At 61.9% G+C, this 17862-nt stretch carries 12 protein-coding genes; 4 read left to right on the top strand and 8 right to left on the bottom strand.

Annotated features, from left to right (window positions below):
* Nucleotides 1-63: 63 nt before the first annotated feature.
* From ACP7BY_RS16855 to ACP7BY_RS16870, 4 genes are all read left to right on the top strand, one after another.
* Nucleotides 64-1584 (top strand): aldehyde dehydrogenase family protein, encoded by a 1521-nt coding sequence (locus ACP7BY_RS16855; protein WP_010405610.1) that lies wholly within the window; start codon nt 64-66, stop codon nt 1582-1584.
* A gap of 57 nt (nt 1585-1641) precedes the next feature.
* A complete protein-coding gene (gene adhP / locus ACP7BY_RS16860; protein WP_033963068.1) occupies nt 1642-2679 on the top strand; it encodes an alcohol dehydrogenase AdhP in 1038 nt (345 codons plus the stop codon).
* A gap of 177 nt (nt 2680-2856) precedes the next feature.
* The gene (locus ACP7BY_RS16865; RefSeq protein WP_281047991.1) at nt 2857-4440 is read left to right on the top strand and encodes an oleate hydratase; all 1584 of its coding nucleotides are present in this window, start codon (nt 2857-2859) and stop codon (nt 4438-4440) included.
* 234 nt (nt 4441-4674) lie between these two features.
* Entirely contained in the window at nt 4675-5964 is a 1290-nt protein-coding gene (locus ACP7BY_RS16870; RefSeq protein ID WP_010405616.1) for a glycoside hydrolase family 130 protein, read from the top strand.
* A 139-nt stretch (nt 5965-6103) separates the two neighbouring features.
* Here the strand turns inward: ACP7BY_RS16870 and ACP7BY_RS16875 are convergent, their stop codons facing one another.
* The 8 genes from ACP7BY_RS16875 to ACP7BY_RS16910 are packed head-to-tail and all read right to left on the bottom strand — an operon-like array spanning nt 6104 to nt 17574.
* Nucleotides 6104-6850, bottom strand: coding sequence for an HAD-IIB family hydrolase (locus ACP7BY_RS16875; protein WP_010405618.1), 747 nt, complete (start codon nt 6848-6850; stop codon nt 6104-6106).
* Entirely contained in the window at nt 6847-7053 is a 207-nt protein-coding gene (locus tag ACP7BY_RS16880; RefSeq protein WP_010405619.1) for a hypothetical protein, read from the bottom strand. The genes ACP7BY_RS16875 and ACP7BY_RS16880 overlap by 4 nt, the downstream gene beginning before the upstream one ends.
* Nucleotides 7050-7865 (bottom strand): Cof-type HAD-IIB family hydrolase, encoded by an 816-nt coding sequence (locus ACP7BY_RS16885; RefSeq protein WP_033963066.1) that lies wholly within the window; start codon nt 7863-7865, stop codon nt 7050-7052. Before ACP7BY_RS16885 ends, ACP7BY_RS16880 begins: the two co-directional genes overlap by 4 nt.
* The gene (gene zwf, locus ACP7BY_RS16890) at nt 7862-9292 is read right to left on the bottom strand and encodes a glucose-6-phosphate dehydrogenase (protein WP_029622668.1); all 1431 of its coding nucleotides are present in this window, start codon (nt 9290-9292) and stop codon (nt 7862-7864) included. The genes ACP7BY_RS16885 and zwf overlap by 4 nt, the downstream gene beginning before the upstream one ends.
* Nucleotides 9289-10272, bottom strand: a complete 984-nt coding sequence (gene gnd / locus ACP7BY_RS16895) for a phosphogluconate dehydrogenase (NAD(+)-dependent, decarboxylating) (RefSeq protein ID WP_010405622.1) — start codon at nt 10270-10272, stop codon at nt 9289-9291. The genes zwf and gnd overlap by 4 nt, the downstream gene beginning before the upstream one ends.
* Before the next feature lie 11 nt (nt 10273-10283).
* Nucleotides 10284-13091 (bottom strand): bifunctional transaldolase/phosoglucose isomerase, encoded by a 2808-nt coding sequence (locus ACP7BY_RS16900; RefSeq protein WP_010405625.1) that lies wholly within the window; start codon nt 13089-13091, stop codon nt 10284-10286.
* Complete coding sequence (gene tkt, locus ACP7BY_RS16905) at nt 13088-15172, bottom strand: transketolase (RefSeq protein WP_010405626.1); 2085 nt, start codon at nt 15170-15172, stop codon at nt 13088-13090. The genes ACP7BY_RS16900 and tkt overlap by 4 nt, the downstream gene beginning before the upstream one ends.
* Entirely contained in the window at nt 15169-17574 is a 2406-nt protein-coding gene (locus tag ACP7BY_RS16910; RefSeq protein WP_231564839.1) for a glycosyltransferase family 4 protein, read from the bottom strand. The genes tkt and ACP7BY_RS16910 overlap by 4 nt, the downstream gene beginning before the upstream one ends.
* Nucleotides 17575-17862: the final 288 nt, after the last annotated feature.

Consider the following 17862-nt stretch of genomic DNA (forward strand, 5'->3'; position numbering starts at 1 on the left):
GAGAATATCGGGTTCGCGGTGCCGCACACCTGGGGGCCCGGCCATGTGTAGCGGAGACGTTTCATGTTCCAGCAAGCGATCGACACCGTCCGGGCGAAGGGTCACGCACCGTCACGCTACGGCAACTTCATTGGCGGCCGATGGGTGGAACCCATTCGCGGGGAATATTTTACAGACCATAGTCCGATCAACGGCCGGCAGCTGGCCGAGATCGCCAAGTCTTCGCCAGAGGATGTGGAGGCAGCGCTGGACGCTGCTCACCGGGCGAAGGAGGGCTGGGCGCGCATGGCCCCTGCCGAGCGCGCAAAGATCCTCAATTGCGTGGCCGACCGGCTCGAGGAGAATCTCGAGCTGCTCGCGCTTGCCGAGACCATGGACAACGGCAAGCCGATCCGCGAAACGCGCGGCGCCGATGTGCCGCTGGCCATCGACCACTTCCGCTATTTTGCCGGCTGCGTCCGCGCAGAAGAAGGGGCGATCTCGACAATCGACGACAAGACGATCGCCTACCATTTCAGGGAACCGCTGGGCGTCGTCGGGCAGATCATCCCGTGGAATTTCCCGCTGCTGATGGCGGCATGGAAGATCGCCCCGGCGCTGGCGGCCGGCAACTGCACCGTCATCAAGCCGGCCTCGCAGACACCTCTTTCGCTGCTGCTGTTCGCCGAGCTGACCGCCGATATCCTGCCGCCTGGGGTGGTAAATATCGTGACCGGACCCGGCGCGTCGGTCGGGCGCGCGATTGCGGCCAATCCGCGGATTGCGAAAGTGTCCTTCACCGGCGAAACGACGACCGGCCGGCAGATCATGGGCTATGCCGCCGAGCATCTGATCCCGCAGACGATGGAGCTGGGCGGAAAGTCCCCGAACATCTTTCTGGCAGACGTCATGAACGAGGACGACAGTTTCCTCGACAAGGCACTGGAAGGCTTCGCCCTGTTCGCGTTCAACAAGGGCGAGGTCTGCACCTGCCCCTCGCGCGCGCTCGTCCATGAATCGATCTTCGATCGGTTTGTCGAAAGAGCGGTCGCGCGCGTCGGGGCGATCCGGGTCGGCGACCCGCTCGATCCGCTCACGCAGATGGGCGCGCAGGCATCGGAGGATCAGCTTCACAAGATCCTGGGCTATATCGACATCGGCAAGCAGGAAGGCGCCGAGTGCCTGACGGGGGGACAGCGCGCCCGTCCGGGAGGCGAGTTCGACGACGGCTTCTTCGTCGAGCCCACCGTGTTTGTCGGCAACAACAAGATGCGGATTTTCCAGGAGGAGATTTTTGGGCCGGTCCTGTCGGTGACGCCGTTCAAGACGGTCGAAGAGGCGATCTCGATCGCCAACGACACCATCTATGGATTGGGCGCCGGCGTGTGGACCCGCAGCGGCAATGATGCCTATCGGCTGGGCCGCGCGATCGAGGCGGGCCGGGTGTGGACCAATTGCTACCATGCCTACCCGGCGCACGCGGCATTCGGAGGTTACAAGGCCTCCGGATTCGGGCGCGAAAACCACAAGATGATGCTCGACCACTATCAGCAGACCAAGAATCTGTTGGTCAGCTACGACGAGACGTCCCTCGGCCTTTTTTGACCCGGCTCACTCCGGCTGCGGCTAACCCGCGCGGCCGTCACCGCAAGGAACTCCACTATGAACAAGACAATGAAGGCCGCGGTCGTACGCGAATTCGGCCAACCGCTGGTGATCGAAGAAGTGCCTGTCACGATGCCGGGCCCGGGCCAGATCCTGGTGAAGATCGCGGCGACCGGCGTCTGTCATACCGACCTTCATGCGGCCGAGGGAGACTGGCCGGTGAAGCCCAATCCGCCCTTCATCCCAGGCCATGAGGGTGTCGGTCATGTGGTCGCGGTAGGTAGCGGCGTGACCTATGTGAAAGAGGGCGACCGTGTCGGCGTCCCCTGGCTCTACACGGCCTGCGGGCACTGCGTTCATTGCCTCGGCGGATGGGAAACCCTGTGCGAGGCCCAGCAAAATACCGGCTATTCGGTGAATGGCAGTTTTGCGGAATATGTTCTTGCCGATCCCAATTATGTCGGTCACCTGCCGGCCAATATCGGGTTCATCGACATCGCTCCGATCCTGTGCGCCGGCGTGACGGTCTACAAGGGGCTGAAGGTCACCGAGACGAGGCCCGGTAATTGGGTGGCGATCTCGGGCATCGGCGGTCTCGGACATATGGCCGTGCAATATGCCAAGGCAATGGGGCTCAATGTCGTGGCCGTCGACATCGACGACGCCAAACTCGTGCTCGCGGAGCGACTGGGCGCGGATCTCACCGTCAACGCGCGCAACGTCGACCCTGCCGCATTCATCAAGAAGGAGATCGGTGGCGCCCATGGCGCACTTGTCACAGCAGTGTCGCCGATCGCATTCCAGCAAGCACTCGGCATGGTCAGGCGGGGAGGCACGGTGGCGTTGAACGGGCTTCCGCCAGGCGACTTTCCGCTGTCGATTTTCGACACGGTCCTGAACGGGATCACTGTTCGTGGCTCCATCGTCGGCACGCGGCTCGATCTGCAGGAAGCGCTTGATTTTGCCTCGGAGGGCAAGGTTCGCGCGACCGTCACGACGGACACGCTGGAGAACATCAACGATATTTTCGCGCGCATGCATCATGGTGAAATCGAGGGGCGGATCGTGATCGATTTCGAGGGCGGCGCCCACTGACCAAGCGAATGCTCTGACGGTGTGCCCCGCCTGTGCCCAACCACCCGTGCGTGCGCCCACATCGTCCCGGCAGGTCCGATCTTTTGGTGAGAACCGCCGCGCCGTCGGCCCCCGGCATAGTGGCATCGCTCGGACCGGGACTCCGGCTCATTTCGATCATGGCGCCACTTGGCGCCAGTGGAGAACAACATGGCAAGCGGTAGAAAAGCGTATCTTGTCGGCGGCGGCATCGGCTCCCTGGCCGCAGCGGCCTTCCTGATCCGCGACGGTGGCCTGAAGGGCAGCGACATTACCGTCTATGAAATGCTTCCGATCCTTGGCGGCAGCCTCGACGGCGCCGGCAGCGCATCGGATGGCTATTCGATGCGCGGCGGCCGGATGCTGACAACGGATAATTACGAATGCACCTGGGGTCTGTTCAAGACGATCCCCTCGCTCGAACATCCCGGCTTGACCGTCTTCGAGGAGACGATCGCGTTCAACGAACGTGTACGATCGCATTCGAAGGCACGCCTGATCGACCGCGATTGTGCCATCCTCGACGTGACCTCGATGGGCTTCTCGATGAACGACCGGCTGGAATTGCTCAGCCTTTCCGTCGCCAGTGAAGAGCGATTGGGCGCCACACGGATTACCGATTGGCTCTCGCCTTCATTTTTCGAGACCAAATTCTGGTATATGTGGGCAACGACCTTCGCCTTTCAGCCATGGCACAGCGCGGTCGAATTCAGGCGCTACCTCCATCGTTTCATCAAGGAATTCTCGAGGATCGAAACGCTCGCGGGCGTAAAGCGCACGGTCTACAACCAATATGATTCCCTGGTCCGTCCTCTGGCCGCCTGGCTCGAAGAACGGGGCGTCCATTTCGCCAGGGACACATTGGTCACAGACCTCGTCCTCGCCCCGATCGGCGGCAAGTCAGCGGTCAGCCGCATCCTGCTGCGCCACGGCGAAGCGGCCGAAGCCATTGACGTCGGACCCGAAGACCTCGTCTTTTTTCAGAACGGTTCGATGACCGACGCCTCGAGCCTGGGATCCATGACCAGTGCGCCGCCGCATCGGACGAAACATGACAGCGGCGGGTGGGCCCTATGGGAGAAGCTCGCCGCGGAGCATCCCGGCTTTGGGAACCCAGCCGCCTTCAATAGCTCGATCGCCGAATCTTGCTGGATATCGTTCACGGTCACGCAGGGAAACACGCGCTTCTTCGACCATATGGAATCCTTCACCGGAAACGTGGCGGGCACGGGCGGACTTGTGACCTTCAAGGATTCGAGCTGGTTGATGTCGGTGGTATTGGCGCATCAACCGCATTTCCCCGACCAGCCGGCGACGAGCCGGGTGTTCTGGGGGTATGCTCTGCACCCCGATCGCATCGGCGATTTCGTGCCAAAGGCGATGTCAGCCTGCTGTGGGGAGGACCTTCTGATCGAGCTATGTGGCCATCTCAATATCGACATGACAGTCTTTGAAACGGCAAACTGCATCCCCTGCCGGATGCCCTATATTACGAGCATGTTCATGCCGCGCTCGAAAGGCGAACGGCCGTTCCCGGTTCCCGAAACGACGCGGAATCTCGCCTTTGTCAGTCAGTTCGTCGAAATACCCGAAGATGTCGTCTTCACCGTCGAATATTCGGTGCGGGCCGCGCAAATGGCGGTCTATCAGCTTCTCGGAATCGATGCGCAGATCCCGCCAGTCAGTCACTACGATCGATCTGCCAGGGTCAATCTGAGCGCGGCGATCAAGGCATTCCGCTAGAACATCGCGCATTCGATCGAGCAGGCCAAACGCAGGCATCACGTTTCCCTGGTGCGCTGCGCGCGGCACTGAAATGGCTACGTAACAATCCCAATTCGGCGCGAAGGCACCATGCCCTACCGACGCGACAGTGCCATCCACCGAGGGCGAATGTCGGGCCCAGGACGGGCTCGCGATATTGGCGCTCGCGCCTTTATTGATCTGCGCGGATTATTCGAATGGAGACCGACCAGCATGACCGCACGCGCAAAGCTAAACTTCTATGATCGCGTTCTTCGACCCGATCCATCGCGCACCGTCGTCCGTCCTTTTGAGCCGAATTATCCCAGAGATTTCGACGGCGGCACGTCCCGCACCCAGGAGACTGTCGATCTGATCGTGGCGCTCGATGAGGCTGAGTTGGCGCGTCAGCTGAAAGGCGTCACACTATCCCTGGACGAGAACCACCGCGACGTCGATGCGATGTTGCTTCGCCGGTTCAACGAAGTCGCCAGCGGGATCGCGGGTGCCGATCGTATCAACGCCAAGCAGCGGCGATTAATAGGCGCCTACTGCAGCGAAGAATTTGCATATGAGGCCGCCGCCTTGTTCAACCCAAGCGCCGTGCTCCATCCCGACCAGTCGGGTCTGCCCGAGGGCACGCTTCGTTTCGTGATGTCGCTGCGAGGCATCGGCGAGGGGCATGTATCTTCCGTGACGTTCCGCACCGGCACCTGGACGCCTGGCGGCGCACTTTTGGTCGATGATCCCAGCCCGACATCGGTATCGCCCCTCATCGATACATGCGGGAGAGGGGAGGGCATAGCAGCACGCCTGTGTTGCGCCGGCAGTCGCACGATCTCGGAGACAGTGCTTTTCCCGGTCCTGCCGAGCCAAACGCAGGGTATCGAGGATACGCGCCTTGTTCGCTTCTGCGAGGATGATGGCAGCATCAGCTACCATGGTACATATACAGCGTTCGGCGGTGGCCAAGTGCGATCGGAATTGCTGAGCACGGCCGATTTTAGATCGTTCGAGATGCGCGTCCTGACCGGCCAGGCCTCGAGTGGAAAGGGCATGGCCCTTTTCCCTCGCCGCATAGCGGGAAAATACGCCATGCTTGGGCGTCAGGACAGCAAGAACATCTGGCTTCACTTCTCCGATGAACTGCTTAACTGGGCAGGTGGCGAAAAGCTCATTACACCAAAATTCCCTTGGGAATTCGTCCAGATGGGCAATTGCGGGTCGCCGATCGAGATTGACGAAGGCTGGTTAGTGATGACCCACGGCGTTGGTACGGTCCGCAACTATTGCATTGGCGCATGCCTGCTCGACAAGAATGACCCATCAAAGCTGCTGGCGCGCACGCCGCGCCCGGTACTGGCCCCGAGCCCGCACGAGAGGGACGGGTACGTACCCAACGTCGTCTATAGCTGCGGTGTGATCGTTCACGATCGAACGATGTTACTACCCTATGGGGTGGCCGATAGCTTCACTGCCTTTGCTACGGCCTCGATTGATAACCTCCTAAGTGTGATGGAGTAGGTCACTCGAACTGATTGGGAATTGCAGACTGTTCGAGCGGTAGATGCCGTTCAAGGAAGACGAACGTCAATTCGGGGCGGCCGCGCGTCGTTTAGCGATGTTGGCTGTGCACAGGGGATACCATGCCATAGCAATCGGATCAGGGTTTGAGGCAAGCGAGAATTGCCATCATCGCGGTCCGGGTCTCCGCCACGTCTCGCACGGGGATTACGTCGATTCCGGCTGTGCGAACGGGATCATCGTTGCCACCGGGATAGATCGCGTCTCCCATGAACAGCATAGCCGACTGCGGAATGCCGGATTCCTCGGAAAGACGGCGCATTCCATAAGCCTTGTCGATGCCTTGGCGAGTGATGTCGATGGAGGTTGATCCCCCCACGTTGACGGACAGCTCGGGCAGTCGTGATCGAAGCGCTGCCTGCAGTGCCTTGCGCTTGGCGAAGTCGGGATCCCACGCTTTCTTTGCGTCGAGCGGCGCCTCCTGTCCAAGTCCAGAGAAAGTAATCTGGCTCCCGCGGTCCTCGATCCGCTCACCCCATGTCCTCTCGTCCGGAAGGCCCACTTCCCATGGGGCCAGTTCAAACGCCTGAAGAATGCGCCTGCGCTCGTCGGGGTCGAATACATCAGCATAGACCGGCTTCCAGGCATCCGTGAAGCGGTAGAGCTTGGTGCCCGTGGTTGGCATGATGAATAACTGACGGACGTCAGCTCTGATGGGCAATCGCGACACGACTTGTGCTTCGAACTGAGGCCAGTCGCCACCGGAGATCACCGCGACGCCGACGAGATCAAGCAGCTTGGCAAGCAACTCGGCCGTTTCTTGGCCTATAGGCTGTTTGCTCTCGGCCAGGGTGCCGTCAAGGTCGAAGGCGATAAGGCGCTTCATCGGTGGACTCCAATCAGGGTGCTGTCGCTCGGCGGATAGGCGGCGCTCGAGCGATCGGGTTCGATATTCTTCAGGCGGACGGTAACCGGTGCGACGGTTGTATCGAGGATCGCCTGCACGATAGCCGGCTTTGACGGCCCTCCGAACGCGATGAACTTTTCCAAGATGTCGCGGCGGATCCGCTCTTGGCCAGGCTCGATCATCTCGAAGCCTCCATCAGGATGATATTGTCTATCGCTTGGGCAGCGCCGTCCTCCTCGTTCGACAGGGTCACCTGGTCAGCGGCGGAGCGGACCGCATCGGGACCCTGCCCCATCGCAATCGAGAGGCCGGCGCGCGCGAACATCGGCAGGTCATTACGCTCGTCGCCGAGCACGGCAACGTTGGCGAGCGGTACGCCGATCGCGGCTGCCAGCGCGGCGACGCCATCGCCCTTGTTGGCCTGGGGAGCGGTAATGTCGAGATAGTAAGGCTGCGAACGGCCGACAGTCGCAAACTGTCCGAGCGCTGCCGCGATCTCGCCGTCAAGTCGCGCGAGCAATGCATGGTCACCGCTGACGCCGACGATCTTGTCGGGATGAGCGAGCAATGCCGCGAAGTCGTCCTTGATTATCGGCTCGATGCTTGCCGCGCGCCGCTCGCGTGGAACATACACATCGTCGGTTGCTTGGGCATACCAGAGGCCACCCGAGAACAGCCACGGCGTGACGGCCGGGTGCTCAAGCAGGGCGAGTGCTCGCGCGGCGCATTCGGGCTCAAGTTGATCTGCCGAAACGACAGTCCCGTCGGGCCGGACGATCGTGCCGCCGTTGAAGGCACCGATGACGCCTGTGAGCTCCAGCCGTTTCGCGATCCAGAGCATGCCGCTGGGCGGGCGGGCACTGATCAGGCTCACCGCAATACCAGCCGTCCTGGCCCTTCCAACCGCAGAGATCACGCCGTCGGAGAGGCTTTTGTCCTGGCGGAGGAGCGTGCCATCTATATCGGAGACGATCAGGCGAATAGGGCCGCTCATCCAAGGTGATGCCAGCGTCGATGCGCGCGGTGCATCAGCGCATCTGCACTTTCGGGGCCGGCGCTGCCTGCGGCGTATCCCTCGGGGGTGCCTTGCGCCCACAGATCGAGGAGCGGCTGCACGGCGCGCCAGCCACCTTCGATCTGCGCGGCACGCTGAAACAGCGTCTGGTCGCCCGATTGCACGTCATAGAGCAAAGTTTCGTAGCCGGTCTGGTGGCCCACGTCGAAATGGTCCCGGTAGCGGAAATCCATGGCGACCGGCGCAGTGTTCACGACGAGCCCAGGCCGCTTGACCACAAACTCAAGGCTGATGCCCTCGTCGGGCTGAATTTGCACCACAAGACGGTTGGGGGGCAGCCGGTCCACCACCGTCTCCTGGAAAAGCGCCAGCGGCACGTCGCGGAATTGGACGACGATCTCGGTATCACGGGTCGCCAGCGCCTTCCCGGTGCGCAGATAGAAGGGCACGCCCGACCACCGCCACGTCTCCACGTGCAACTTGAGCGCGGCGAAGGTCTCCGTGCGGCTGGCAGGGTCAACGTCGGGCTCATCGAGATAGGCGGAAACGGCCTTGCCAGCGATGGCGCCGGAGCAATAGCGCCCGCGAATTGCCTCGGTCGGGTCGATCGGGCGGATGGCGGCAATGACCTTCTCTTTCTCCGTCCGGATCGCATCGGCATCGAAGCTGATCGGCGGCTCCATCGCTATCAGCGCCAGCAGCTGGAAGAGATGATTGGGAACCATGTCGCGCAATGCGCCGGTGGCATCGTAGAAGCTGCCGCGGGTGCCGACGGTCACCGCCTCGGCCGCCGTTATTTGGACATGATCGACGTAGCGGTTGTTCCAGACGGCTTCCATCATGGTGTTGCCGAAGCGTGTGACCATGATGTTCTGCACGGTCTCCTTCCCAAGGAAATGATCGATCCGGTAGATCTGGGACTCGCTGGCGCGGGAAAGGATTTGCCGGTTCAGCGCCTGTGCAGAGGCAAGGTCGGTCCCGAACGGTTTTTCGATCACGACGCGGCGGAAACCATCGGTCTCGTTGAGCAGCCCTTCATCGCCGAGCTGATTTACGACGGTACCGAAGAAGGCCGGCGCTGTGGCGAGGTAGAAGATCGCGTTCCCGGTAAGTTGGCGGCCGAGAGCCTGATACATAGTCGAATCGGCGAAATCGCCCTTCAAATAGCGGATACGACTGCGGAGCCATGGCCAGTTGGCATCGTCCTTCACGAATTCGTCAAGCGCCTGGCGCAGCTGCTCGTCGTCGCTGTCATGATGGCTGACACCGACGAGCGCCATGTCCTCATTCAGCAAGCCGGCCCGAGCGAGGTTAACGAGCGCGGGTATCAGCAATCGGCGGGCGAGGTCCCCAAATGCGCCGAAGATAACGAAAGTAGCAGAGGGTGCAGTCAGAGCATCGCTCATTGCGGCATCTCGACATGGCCGCCGAAGCCGAACCGCATCGCCGAGAGCAGCTTGTCGCCGAACGTCGTGTCGACCCGGCTGCGGTAGCGCGCGAACAGTGCCGCTGAGAGCACGTAGGCAGGGACCGCCTCCTCCATTGCCGCCTCGATCGTCCAGTGACCCTCGCCGGAATCCGCGACCTGGCCCGAGAACTGCTCCAGCATTTGGTCTTTGGCGAGCGCCGTCGCGGTCAGATCGAGCAACCACGACGAAATCACGCTGCCGCGGCGCCAGACCTCGGCGATGTCAGTGAGGTTGAGGTCGAAGCGCTCGTCTTCCGGCAGCTTGGCGGATGACTTGCCCTTCAGGATGTCGAACCCCTCGGCATAGGCCTGCATCAAGCCGTATTCGATGCCGTTGTGAACCATCTTGACGAAATGGCCCGAGCCGGCTGGACCGGCATGGATATACCCCTTCTCGGCACGGGTGTCCTCGTTGGGACCGCCGCGATCCGGTGTGCGTGCGATCGTCCCAAAGCCTGGTGCCATGGCCTCGAAGAGAGGATCGAGACTGTCGAGCGTCGCGGCATCGCCTCCGATCATCATGCAATAGCCTCGGTCAAGGCCCCACACACCGCCCGAGGTGCCCACATCGACATAGTGGAGCCCTTTCATGGCGCACAGCTTCGCCCGGCGGATGTCGTCCTTGTAGAAGCTGTTGCCGCCGTCGATGATGATGTCGCCTGGGGAGGCCAGGCCCATCAGCGTCTCGATCGTGCTCTCTGTCGGCGGCCCAGCCGGCAGCATCACCCAGAAGATGCGCGGGCCCTCCAGTTTGGCTGCGACCTCTTCAAGCGAAGCGGCAGCGGTTGCGCCTTCGCCGGCCAGCATGTCCACCAGCGGCGGGTTCCGATCGAAGGCGACGATCTCGTGACCGCCGCGCATCAGACGGCGCGCAATATTGGCTCCCATTCTGCCAAGGCCGATCATCGCTATACGCATGTGCTCATTCCTCAGTTTTGGGTTGCCGCGATGACAGCTGCGCGCAAGGCTTCGATGCCGCTGCCGTCCTTCTTGATGTGGACCCGCAGAACGGGCCGCCCGCGCGCAGCAAGCACGGCCATGTCGCCGCGCGCCTGCGCAATCTGAATGGTGCCGAAGCTCGCCTTCCTGCCTGGGATCGACAGATCGGGATGGGGATCGCGCGTGATCGTCAGAAACAACCCGCTCGCCGGGCCGCCTTTATAGGCCTGCCCCGTTGAGTGTAGGAAACGCGGCCCAAAACCCGCGACCGTCGCCACCGCCTTGGTAGCACGCACCGCCATCCGCATCGCGGCCATTGCCGCCGCATTCGCCTCGTCGCGCTCGATAAATCCGAGGAAACCGGCATAATGTCCGGGCTTCAGCCGGGCAAAGTGGAGCCGCAGCAGGTTCACCGGATCGCCCGAGCCGAATCCGCTTTCGCCAGCAGCGTAGATCGCCAAGTCTGCGTCTTCCGCGATCGCGATCTCTGGTTCAAGCGCACTGGAAGCTTCATAAGCATCGACGAGCTCGCGCGTGGCGATTTTGGCATCCTCCACGTCGGGCTGGTCGAACGGATTGATCCCAATAACGGCGCTTGCAATTGCCGTCGCGATTTCCCAGCGGAAGAACTCCTGGCCGATCAAATCGCGTGAGGCGACCGTGATCCGGATGAGGGGATGGCCGGCCTGCTTTAGCTGCGCGAGCTTGCTGTCCAGCCCGTCCTCCGCGTCTCCTTCGAGGTGAAGATGCACGAACAGGCGATCGCTCCCGTAAACCTCCGGCGGTCCCGCGGGCTCAAGGTCGACCGGAATAATCCCCTTGCCTTTCTTGCCTGTCGACTCAGCAAGCAACTGCTCGAGCCAGGCCCCGAACGGTTCTAGTCCCTTGGATGCCAAGATGGTTAGCTTGTCGCGCCCGCCGATAGCCGCCTCGCCGATTATCACCCCAAGGCGCACGCCAGGGTTTGCTGCAGGAGGTGAATCGGCACCGCAGGCGAAGACCATTGGCTGGGTTTTCTCGTAGAAATCCTGGATATCGATGCCCATCGCGGCGGCGGGAACCATGCCGAAAGCCGACAGCACCGAATAGCGCCCGCCGATCGCGGGATCCCCTGCGAAGATATGCGCGAAGCCATCCGCCTTCGCGGTCTGGTCCAGCTTTGATCCAGGGTCGGTGACCGCAACGAAATGGCTGCCGTCCTGGCCGGCCGCTGCATAGAAATAGGCGCGCAGGAGCTCAGGCTCCATTGTCGATCCCGATTTGGAGGATATTATGAACAGCGTGTTCGCCGGGTCGATCGCTGCCGCGACCGTCGCGATCTGGCCGGGGTCGCTGGTGTCGAGCACGTGCAGCTTTGGGCTACCCTTTGCGCTGCCGAGGATGCGCGCGATCACCTCGGGGCCGAGGCTCGATCCGCCCATGCCGAGCAGCACCGCGTCCTTGAAGCCTTTGGCTTCTTCACCGAGCATCTTGAGCGTGTCTGGATCAACCTGCTCACTGCGGGCGGCGGCGAGCCACCCGAGCCATTTGCCCTCGTCCTTGCCGGTCCAGAGCGAGGCATCGCCCTTCCACAGCCGGCGCGGCCAAGCCTCGGCGCGAGCGGTTTCGAGGCGCGTGGCGACAGCCTCCTGAAGTCCTGCCGGGAGATCGACTGCCATCAAGTTTTGTCGGCGGCCGAGGAACGCGGTACGCTTGCCCGCGACCGCGCCAAGCAGTGCATCCGCCGCATCGGCGAACAGCGTCACACCCGCCTCGACCAACCTGTCCGCAATATCACCCAGTTTAAGGCCGAGACGCTCGGTTTCGGCCAGCACATGGAGTGCTTTATCCAGATTATCGGTCAGTGTGGCCAGGGCCGTGCCATGGTCACGGAACGCGTCCATCGTCCCAGGCGGCATCGTGTTGACGGTGTCGGGTCCGATCAGCGAGTCGATGTAGAGCGTATCGGGGTAGGCGGGGTCCTTAACCCCGGTCGAGGCCCACAATAGTCGCTGCGGCATCGCTCCCTTGGCGGCCAGCGCCTGCCATCGGTCGCTCGCGAGCAACTCCTGGTACCAGGCATAGGCAAGCTTGGCATTGGCGATTGCGACTTGGCCGCGAATGGCATTTAGAGCCTCGCTTTCCGGGTCGCCTTCCCTGACGCGCGCATCAATCGTCTTGTCGATCTGCGCATCGATGCGGCTGACGAAGAAGCTCGCGACGCTCGCGATCCGGTTGATCGCTTCTCCCTTCTTCACCCGCGCCTCGAGGCCGGCCATATAAGCCTCCGCGACCGCCTGATAAGCGGTGAGCGAGAAAAGCAATGTCACATTGATGTTGAGCCCATCCTCGATCAGTTGACGGATCGCAGGAATGCCAGCCCGTGTGCCGGGCACCTTCACCATCAGATTGGGCTCGGCCACCATATCCCACAGTCGCCGTGCTTCCTCGATCGTGTCGTCGGTGCTGTTGGCGAGATTGGGCGAAACCTCAAGGCTTACATAGCCGTCCCCGCCGCCGAGCCGGTCGTACACCGGTCGTAGATCGGCGGCTGCCGCCTTGATGTCGGCGATCGCCTGGCTTTCGTAGGTATCGGTGACGCTCGCGTCGGCCTTGCCGAGGAAGTTGTTAAAACCCTCGTCATAGGCGTCGCCATGGCCCATCGCCTTCTCGAAGATCGAGGGGTTGGAGGTGACGCCGGTCAGACCGTCCTCCTCAACCAGCTTGCGCAGCCCGCCTTCGTTCAGAAATTTGCGGTCGACGAAGTCTAGCCACACGGCCTGTCCCGCAGCGCCAAGGTTTTTGAGACGGCGGGTCATTTGTTCTTCTCGATCAGATCGCGCGCCACGGCGCAGATATTGTCGACGGTGAAACCGAATTTTTCCTGGAGCTTGGCGAGCGGCGCCGAGGCTCCGAAGGTCTTCATAGTTATTGTCCCGCCGTCATGTCCGACATAGCGGTCCCAGCCCATCGATCCGCCCTGTTCGACGGCGAGCCGCGCGCGCACCGCATCGGGGAACACTCTGTCGCGATAGGCGTCGTCCTGCTTTTCGAACAAATACCAGCTCGGCAGCGAAACCACTCGCGATCGGACGCCTTCGCCCGATAACTTCTCGTGGGCGGCCACCACCATCGGCAGTTCGCTGCCGGTACCGATGAGGATGATCTCGGGATCGCCGCGCTCGGCGTCGCCAAGGATGTAGCCGCCTCTCTCCAGCCCGTCGGCGGACGCATATTTTGTTCGATCGAGCGTCGGGATCGCCTGGCGCGAGAGGATCAGCGCGGTCGGCTCGTGGCTGTGGCTGAGAGCGACCTTCCACGCTGCCGCCACCTCGTTTGCGTCGCCCGGCCGGATCGTGTCGAGCCCAGGGATGGCTCGAAGCGTGGCCAGATGTTCGATCGGTTGGTGAGTCGGCCCGTCCTCGCCGACACCAATAGAATCATGCGTGAACACGAACACGACCGGCAGTTCCATGATCGCTGCCAGCCTTATCGGCGCGCGCATATAATCCGCGAAAACCAGGAAGGTGCCGGTGTAGGAGCGCAGGTAGGATAGGGCCATGCCGTTGGCGATCGATCCCATCGCATGCTCCCGCACACCGAAGTGCATGTTGCGACCTGAATGGTCGTTCTTCCCAAACGATCCCGCTCCCTGAAAAGTCAGGCTAGTCTTGGTAGAGGGCGAGAGATCCGCCGCGCCCCCGATCAGCAGCGGCACGTGCGGTGCGATTGCGTTCAGCACCTTGCCACCGCTGTCGCGCGAGGCCAGCCCCACGGCATCGGGAGGAAAGGTGGGGATTGTTGCCTGCCAGTCACTCGGCAGCTTGCCCCGGCGCAGCAGGTCCATCTCCCTGGCCTCAGCTGGAAAGCTCTCGCGGTAGCGGGCCAAGGTTTCCTCCCACGCCTCGCGTGCCGGCCTGCCGCGTCCCGCAACCGCGGCGTTGAACGCTTCTGCCACACCGTCCGGCACGAGAAACTGGGCGCCTTCGGGCCAGCCATAGGCTTTCTTGGTAGCGCGGACATTGTCTTCGCCCAGTGGCTCGCCGTGCGCCTTCTCGCTACCTGCTCTGGGGCTGCCCCAGCCGATCACCGAGCGGATGACGATGAGGGTCGGCCGGTCATGGGCGTCGCGAAAGGCCGCGATTGCGCGCGCGACGGCCCTGGTGTCGTTAGCGTCATCGACCTGGATGACGTTCCAGCCATAGCCCTCGAATCGTTTGCCGACATCCTCGGTGAAGGCGAGCTCGGTCGAACCTTCGATCGAGATATGATTGCTGTCGTAGATCCAGCAGAGATTTGACAGGGCGAGATGTCCGGCGAGTGATGCGGCCTCACTCGAGACGCCCTCCATCATGTCGCCGTCGCCGCACAGCACATAGATGTTGTGATCGAACAGCTCGAAACCGTCGCGGTTGAAGCGCGAGGCAAGCGCCCGCTCGGCAATCGCCATGCCGACCGAATTGCCGCACCCTTGGCCGAGCGGGCCGGTCGTCGTCTCGACACCGGTAGTCATACGGTACTCGGGGTGGCCCGGGGTCTTCGAGCCGAGTTGGCGGAACTGCTTGATGTCGTCGAGACCGACCGCGGGCCTGCCCGTCGGCTTGCCGTCCGGGTCAATCTCCTTGACCAAGGCCAAGTGCAGCACCGCATAGAGCAGCATCGAGGCATGGCCGACCGAAAGAACGAAGCGATCGCGGTTCGGCCAGTCGGGCGTGTCCGGATCGTAGCGGACGAAGTCCCGCCACAGCGTGTAGGCCACCGGCGCCATCGCCATCGGCGTGCCCGGATGGCCCGAATTGGCCTTCTGTACGGCATCCATCGCCAACGTGCGGATGGTGTCGATCGCGCGCCTTTCGAGTGCTTCGTCCGGTTGAGCCAGCTGTGCCGAGTCCGCTTTCATGAATTTGGGCATCCACAGGAGAGCTGAGATTCTGGGCGGTCTTCGGGAAGACCTGTTCGGAATGCGTTGGGTACCCGCCTGAGAGGTTTATTACCGGCCGTGCAAAGTTCGACCACGCGCGGGGCTTTACTCAACGAGGCATCCTTCTCGGCCGCGCTCAGGATCGCGGTCAGCGCGGAAAGATATGCGAGCGTCGATTCAGCGCCTTGGTTGGCATTGCGCCGGTCCGGATGGAGACCATCGAAGCAGGCGCCTCGTTTGACGTCCACGACGGGAATGCCAAGGTCGTTTGCCCCGAGAAACCAGTTGAATGCACGGCGCGCTTCGCGCTGCCACCATGCGTCGCTCGTGACTCGCGCCGCGGTAAGGCATGCACCAACCGCTGCACAGGCTTCCAGGGGCTGTTGGTCGAATGGCTGCGGATGACGCCGATCGCTTCCAAATGTTTCGGTTCCGATAGGCCGAAAGTGCCCCACTTCGGCCGTCTGCAGCGTCATCAGCCACCGTAGCGTATCGAGGCCGGCATCAAGGTGAGACTGGTTGCCGGTGTCATGGCCGCTTTCGATGAGAGCTTCACACAATCGGGCATTATCATAGCCGAGCCTGTCTTCGAACCAGACCCAGTCGGGCGCAGCTGCGTCACACCAACGTTGGAACAAGCGATTGGACAGTTCTCCTCGCAGCTGCTCCAGGTTGCGATGGCCTGGGAAGCGCCGGAGAAGTTTTGAGATGCCGAGCAGCCCGTAGGCCCAGGCGCGCGGCGTGGTCAGCGCTACCAACGCGGGTGCCATCTCCAGCAAGCGCGCGGCGGCCCATCCGTCCAGGAATCGATCGTCTTTTCGCATTGCGAACGCGCCCAGTGCCCAGACCGTGCGACCATGCGCGTCGTCGGCTCCCGCATCGTCGAGCCATGTGCGGTCGAACCCCATGAAATTATGAACGCGGTTATCCTTTGGCGACCAGGCGTGCTCAACGAACGCGGCATATGTCAGCGCAAGCTGCTCCTCCTGTGGCGTGAGAGAACGCAGCGTCGAGAGTTCAGAGAGAAGCAACAGCGCGCGCGCGTTGTCATCGAGACAGTAGCCGTGCCTCCGGTCCGGAACCGCGAATTTTGTGTGCTGGGTTATGCCGACCATGTCGGTAAGAGCGGCGAGATGGTCCGTCGTTATCGGTGGAAGCGCCCTGTTCCAGGCTTCGTCATTTGAAGGACGTATAGCCCGCGACGCGCCGGAGCGTCTTTCAAATCGGACATCGGAGAAGACTTTCAGGTACTGCTTCGCCACGCTCGACCAGATCATCGCGCGACCGCGCTCGTACGCGCGGGTTCGAATCTCGCTACGCGACGCGCCATCGACGATCAATCGAGCGACGGCAGCTCCGAGTGCATCCGGTTCCGAAAACGGCACCAGAACGCCACAATGGTCGGCGAGCAGTTCCTGCGCATACCAGAAGGGCGTCGAGACGACCGCTTTACCAAGGGCAACAGCGTAGGCCAGCGTTCCTGAAACGATCTGCGCTTCATTGGGGTAAGGCGATAGGTAGATATCGCATGCAGCCAAATGGTCGAGCAGCTCATCCAGTGAGAGATATCGGTCGACAAAGCAAATATTCTCGATGACGCCGAGTTCGGCTGCGAGTGCAACGAGGCTATCGCGATAGCGTTCGCCTTCATCCCTAACGAGGTTGGGGTGGGTTGCGCCGACGATCATATAGAGCAGATTGGGATGGTCGCGAACGAGTGCCGGCACTGCACGAATTGCCGTTTCGATACCCTTGCCTGGACCAAGCAGGCCAAAGGTCATCAACAGGGTCCGGTCTGCAAGTCCCAGTTTGTGCTTCGCCATCGCCGGATCGATAAAGGCTCGGTCCGGAACGCCGTGTGGTATCACGGCGATGTGCTCGGCCGGGACATCATAGACGTCCTGCAGAATGCGCCGTCCTTTGTCCGCCATGACGACGAGGCGCGATGAATGTTCGATGATGCCATCCATGACGCGACGTTGTGCAGGGTTGGGGTTGGCCAGTACGGTGTGTAGCGTCGTGACGATCGGAGCGCTGAGGCCGCTGAGAAGGCCAAGGATGTATTCACCGGCCTCGCCTCCGAAGATCCCGAACTCGTGCTGAAGAGAAACGAGATCGACGTTCGACACGTTGAGGAAATCGGCGGCGACTGCATAGGACGCGGGCGTGGCCTGCTGGATCTCCAGGGCGACATCGGGCGGATAGGCGTAAGTGTTGGCATCGTCCGTCAGCGCGATCGTCGTTGAAGAAAGATCGGAATCGCAGTTCTTCAATGCCTGCTGCAGATCGTTGGTGAAGGTGGCGATGCCACACTGCCTCGGAACGCACGTTCCTATCACGGCAATACGCTTGAGCGGGGGAATGATCACAGAGTGGTTCATGCTCAACCTCAAATATGAAAGTGTCTCTGGGAGTGGCTTACACTGGCTGGAGGCCGCGTCCGCTGCTCCCTCATGATCGCGCCGCGGCAGGACGCCGGTTTCTGAGGAGTGGGATTCGTGACCCGACCATGTTGTCGGGCTTCGACCACCGTCCAGAGTCAAGGCCGATATTCTGTCCCCACGGCCCGAGCAGCTTGGACGCAGGATTGCGCACCCAAGCCGGCTTTAAGGCGTCAGTGCTTGCGCGGTGGCTTGGGCGATTGGCTTGCATTTCCTTGATTTATGTCA

The sequence above is a fragment of the Sphingomonas sp. PSPC2-2 genome, assembly GCF_049897725.1.
GTDB lineage: Bacteria > Pseudomonadota > Alphaproteobacteria > Sphingomonadales > Sphingomonadaceae > Sphingomonas.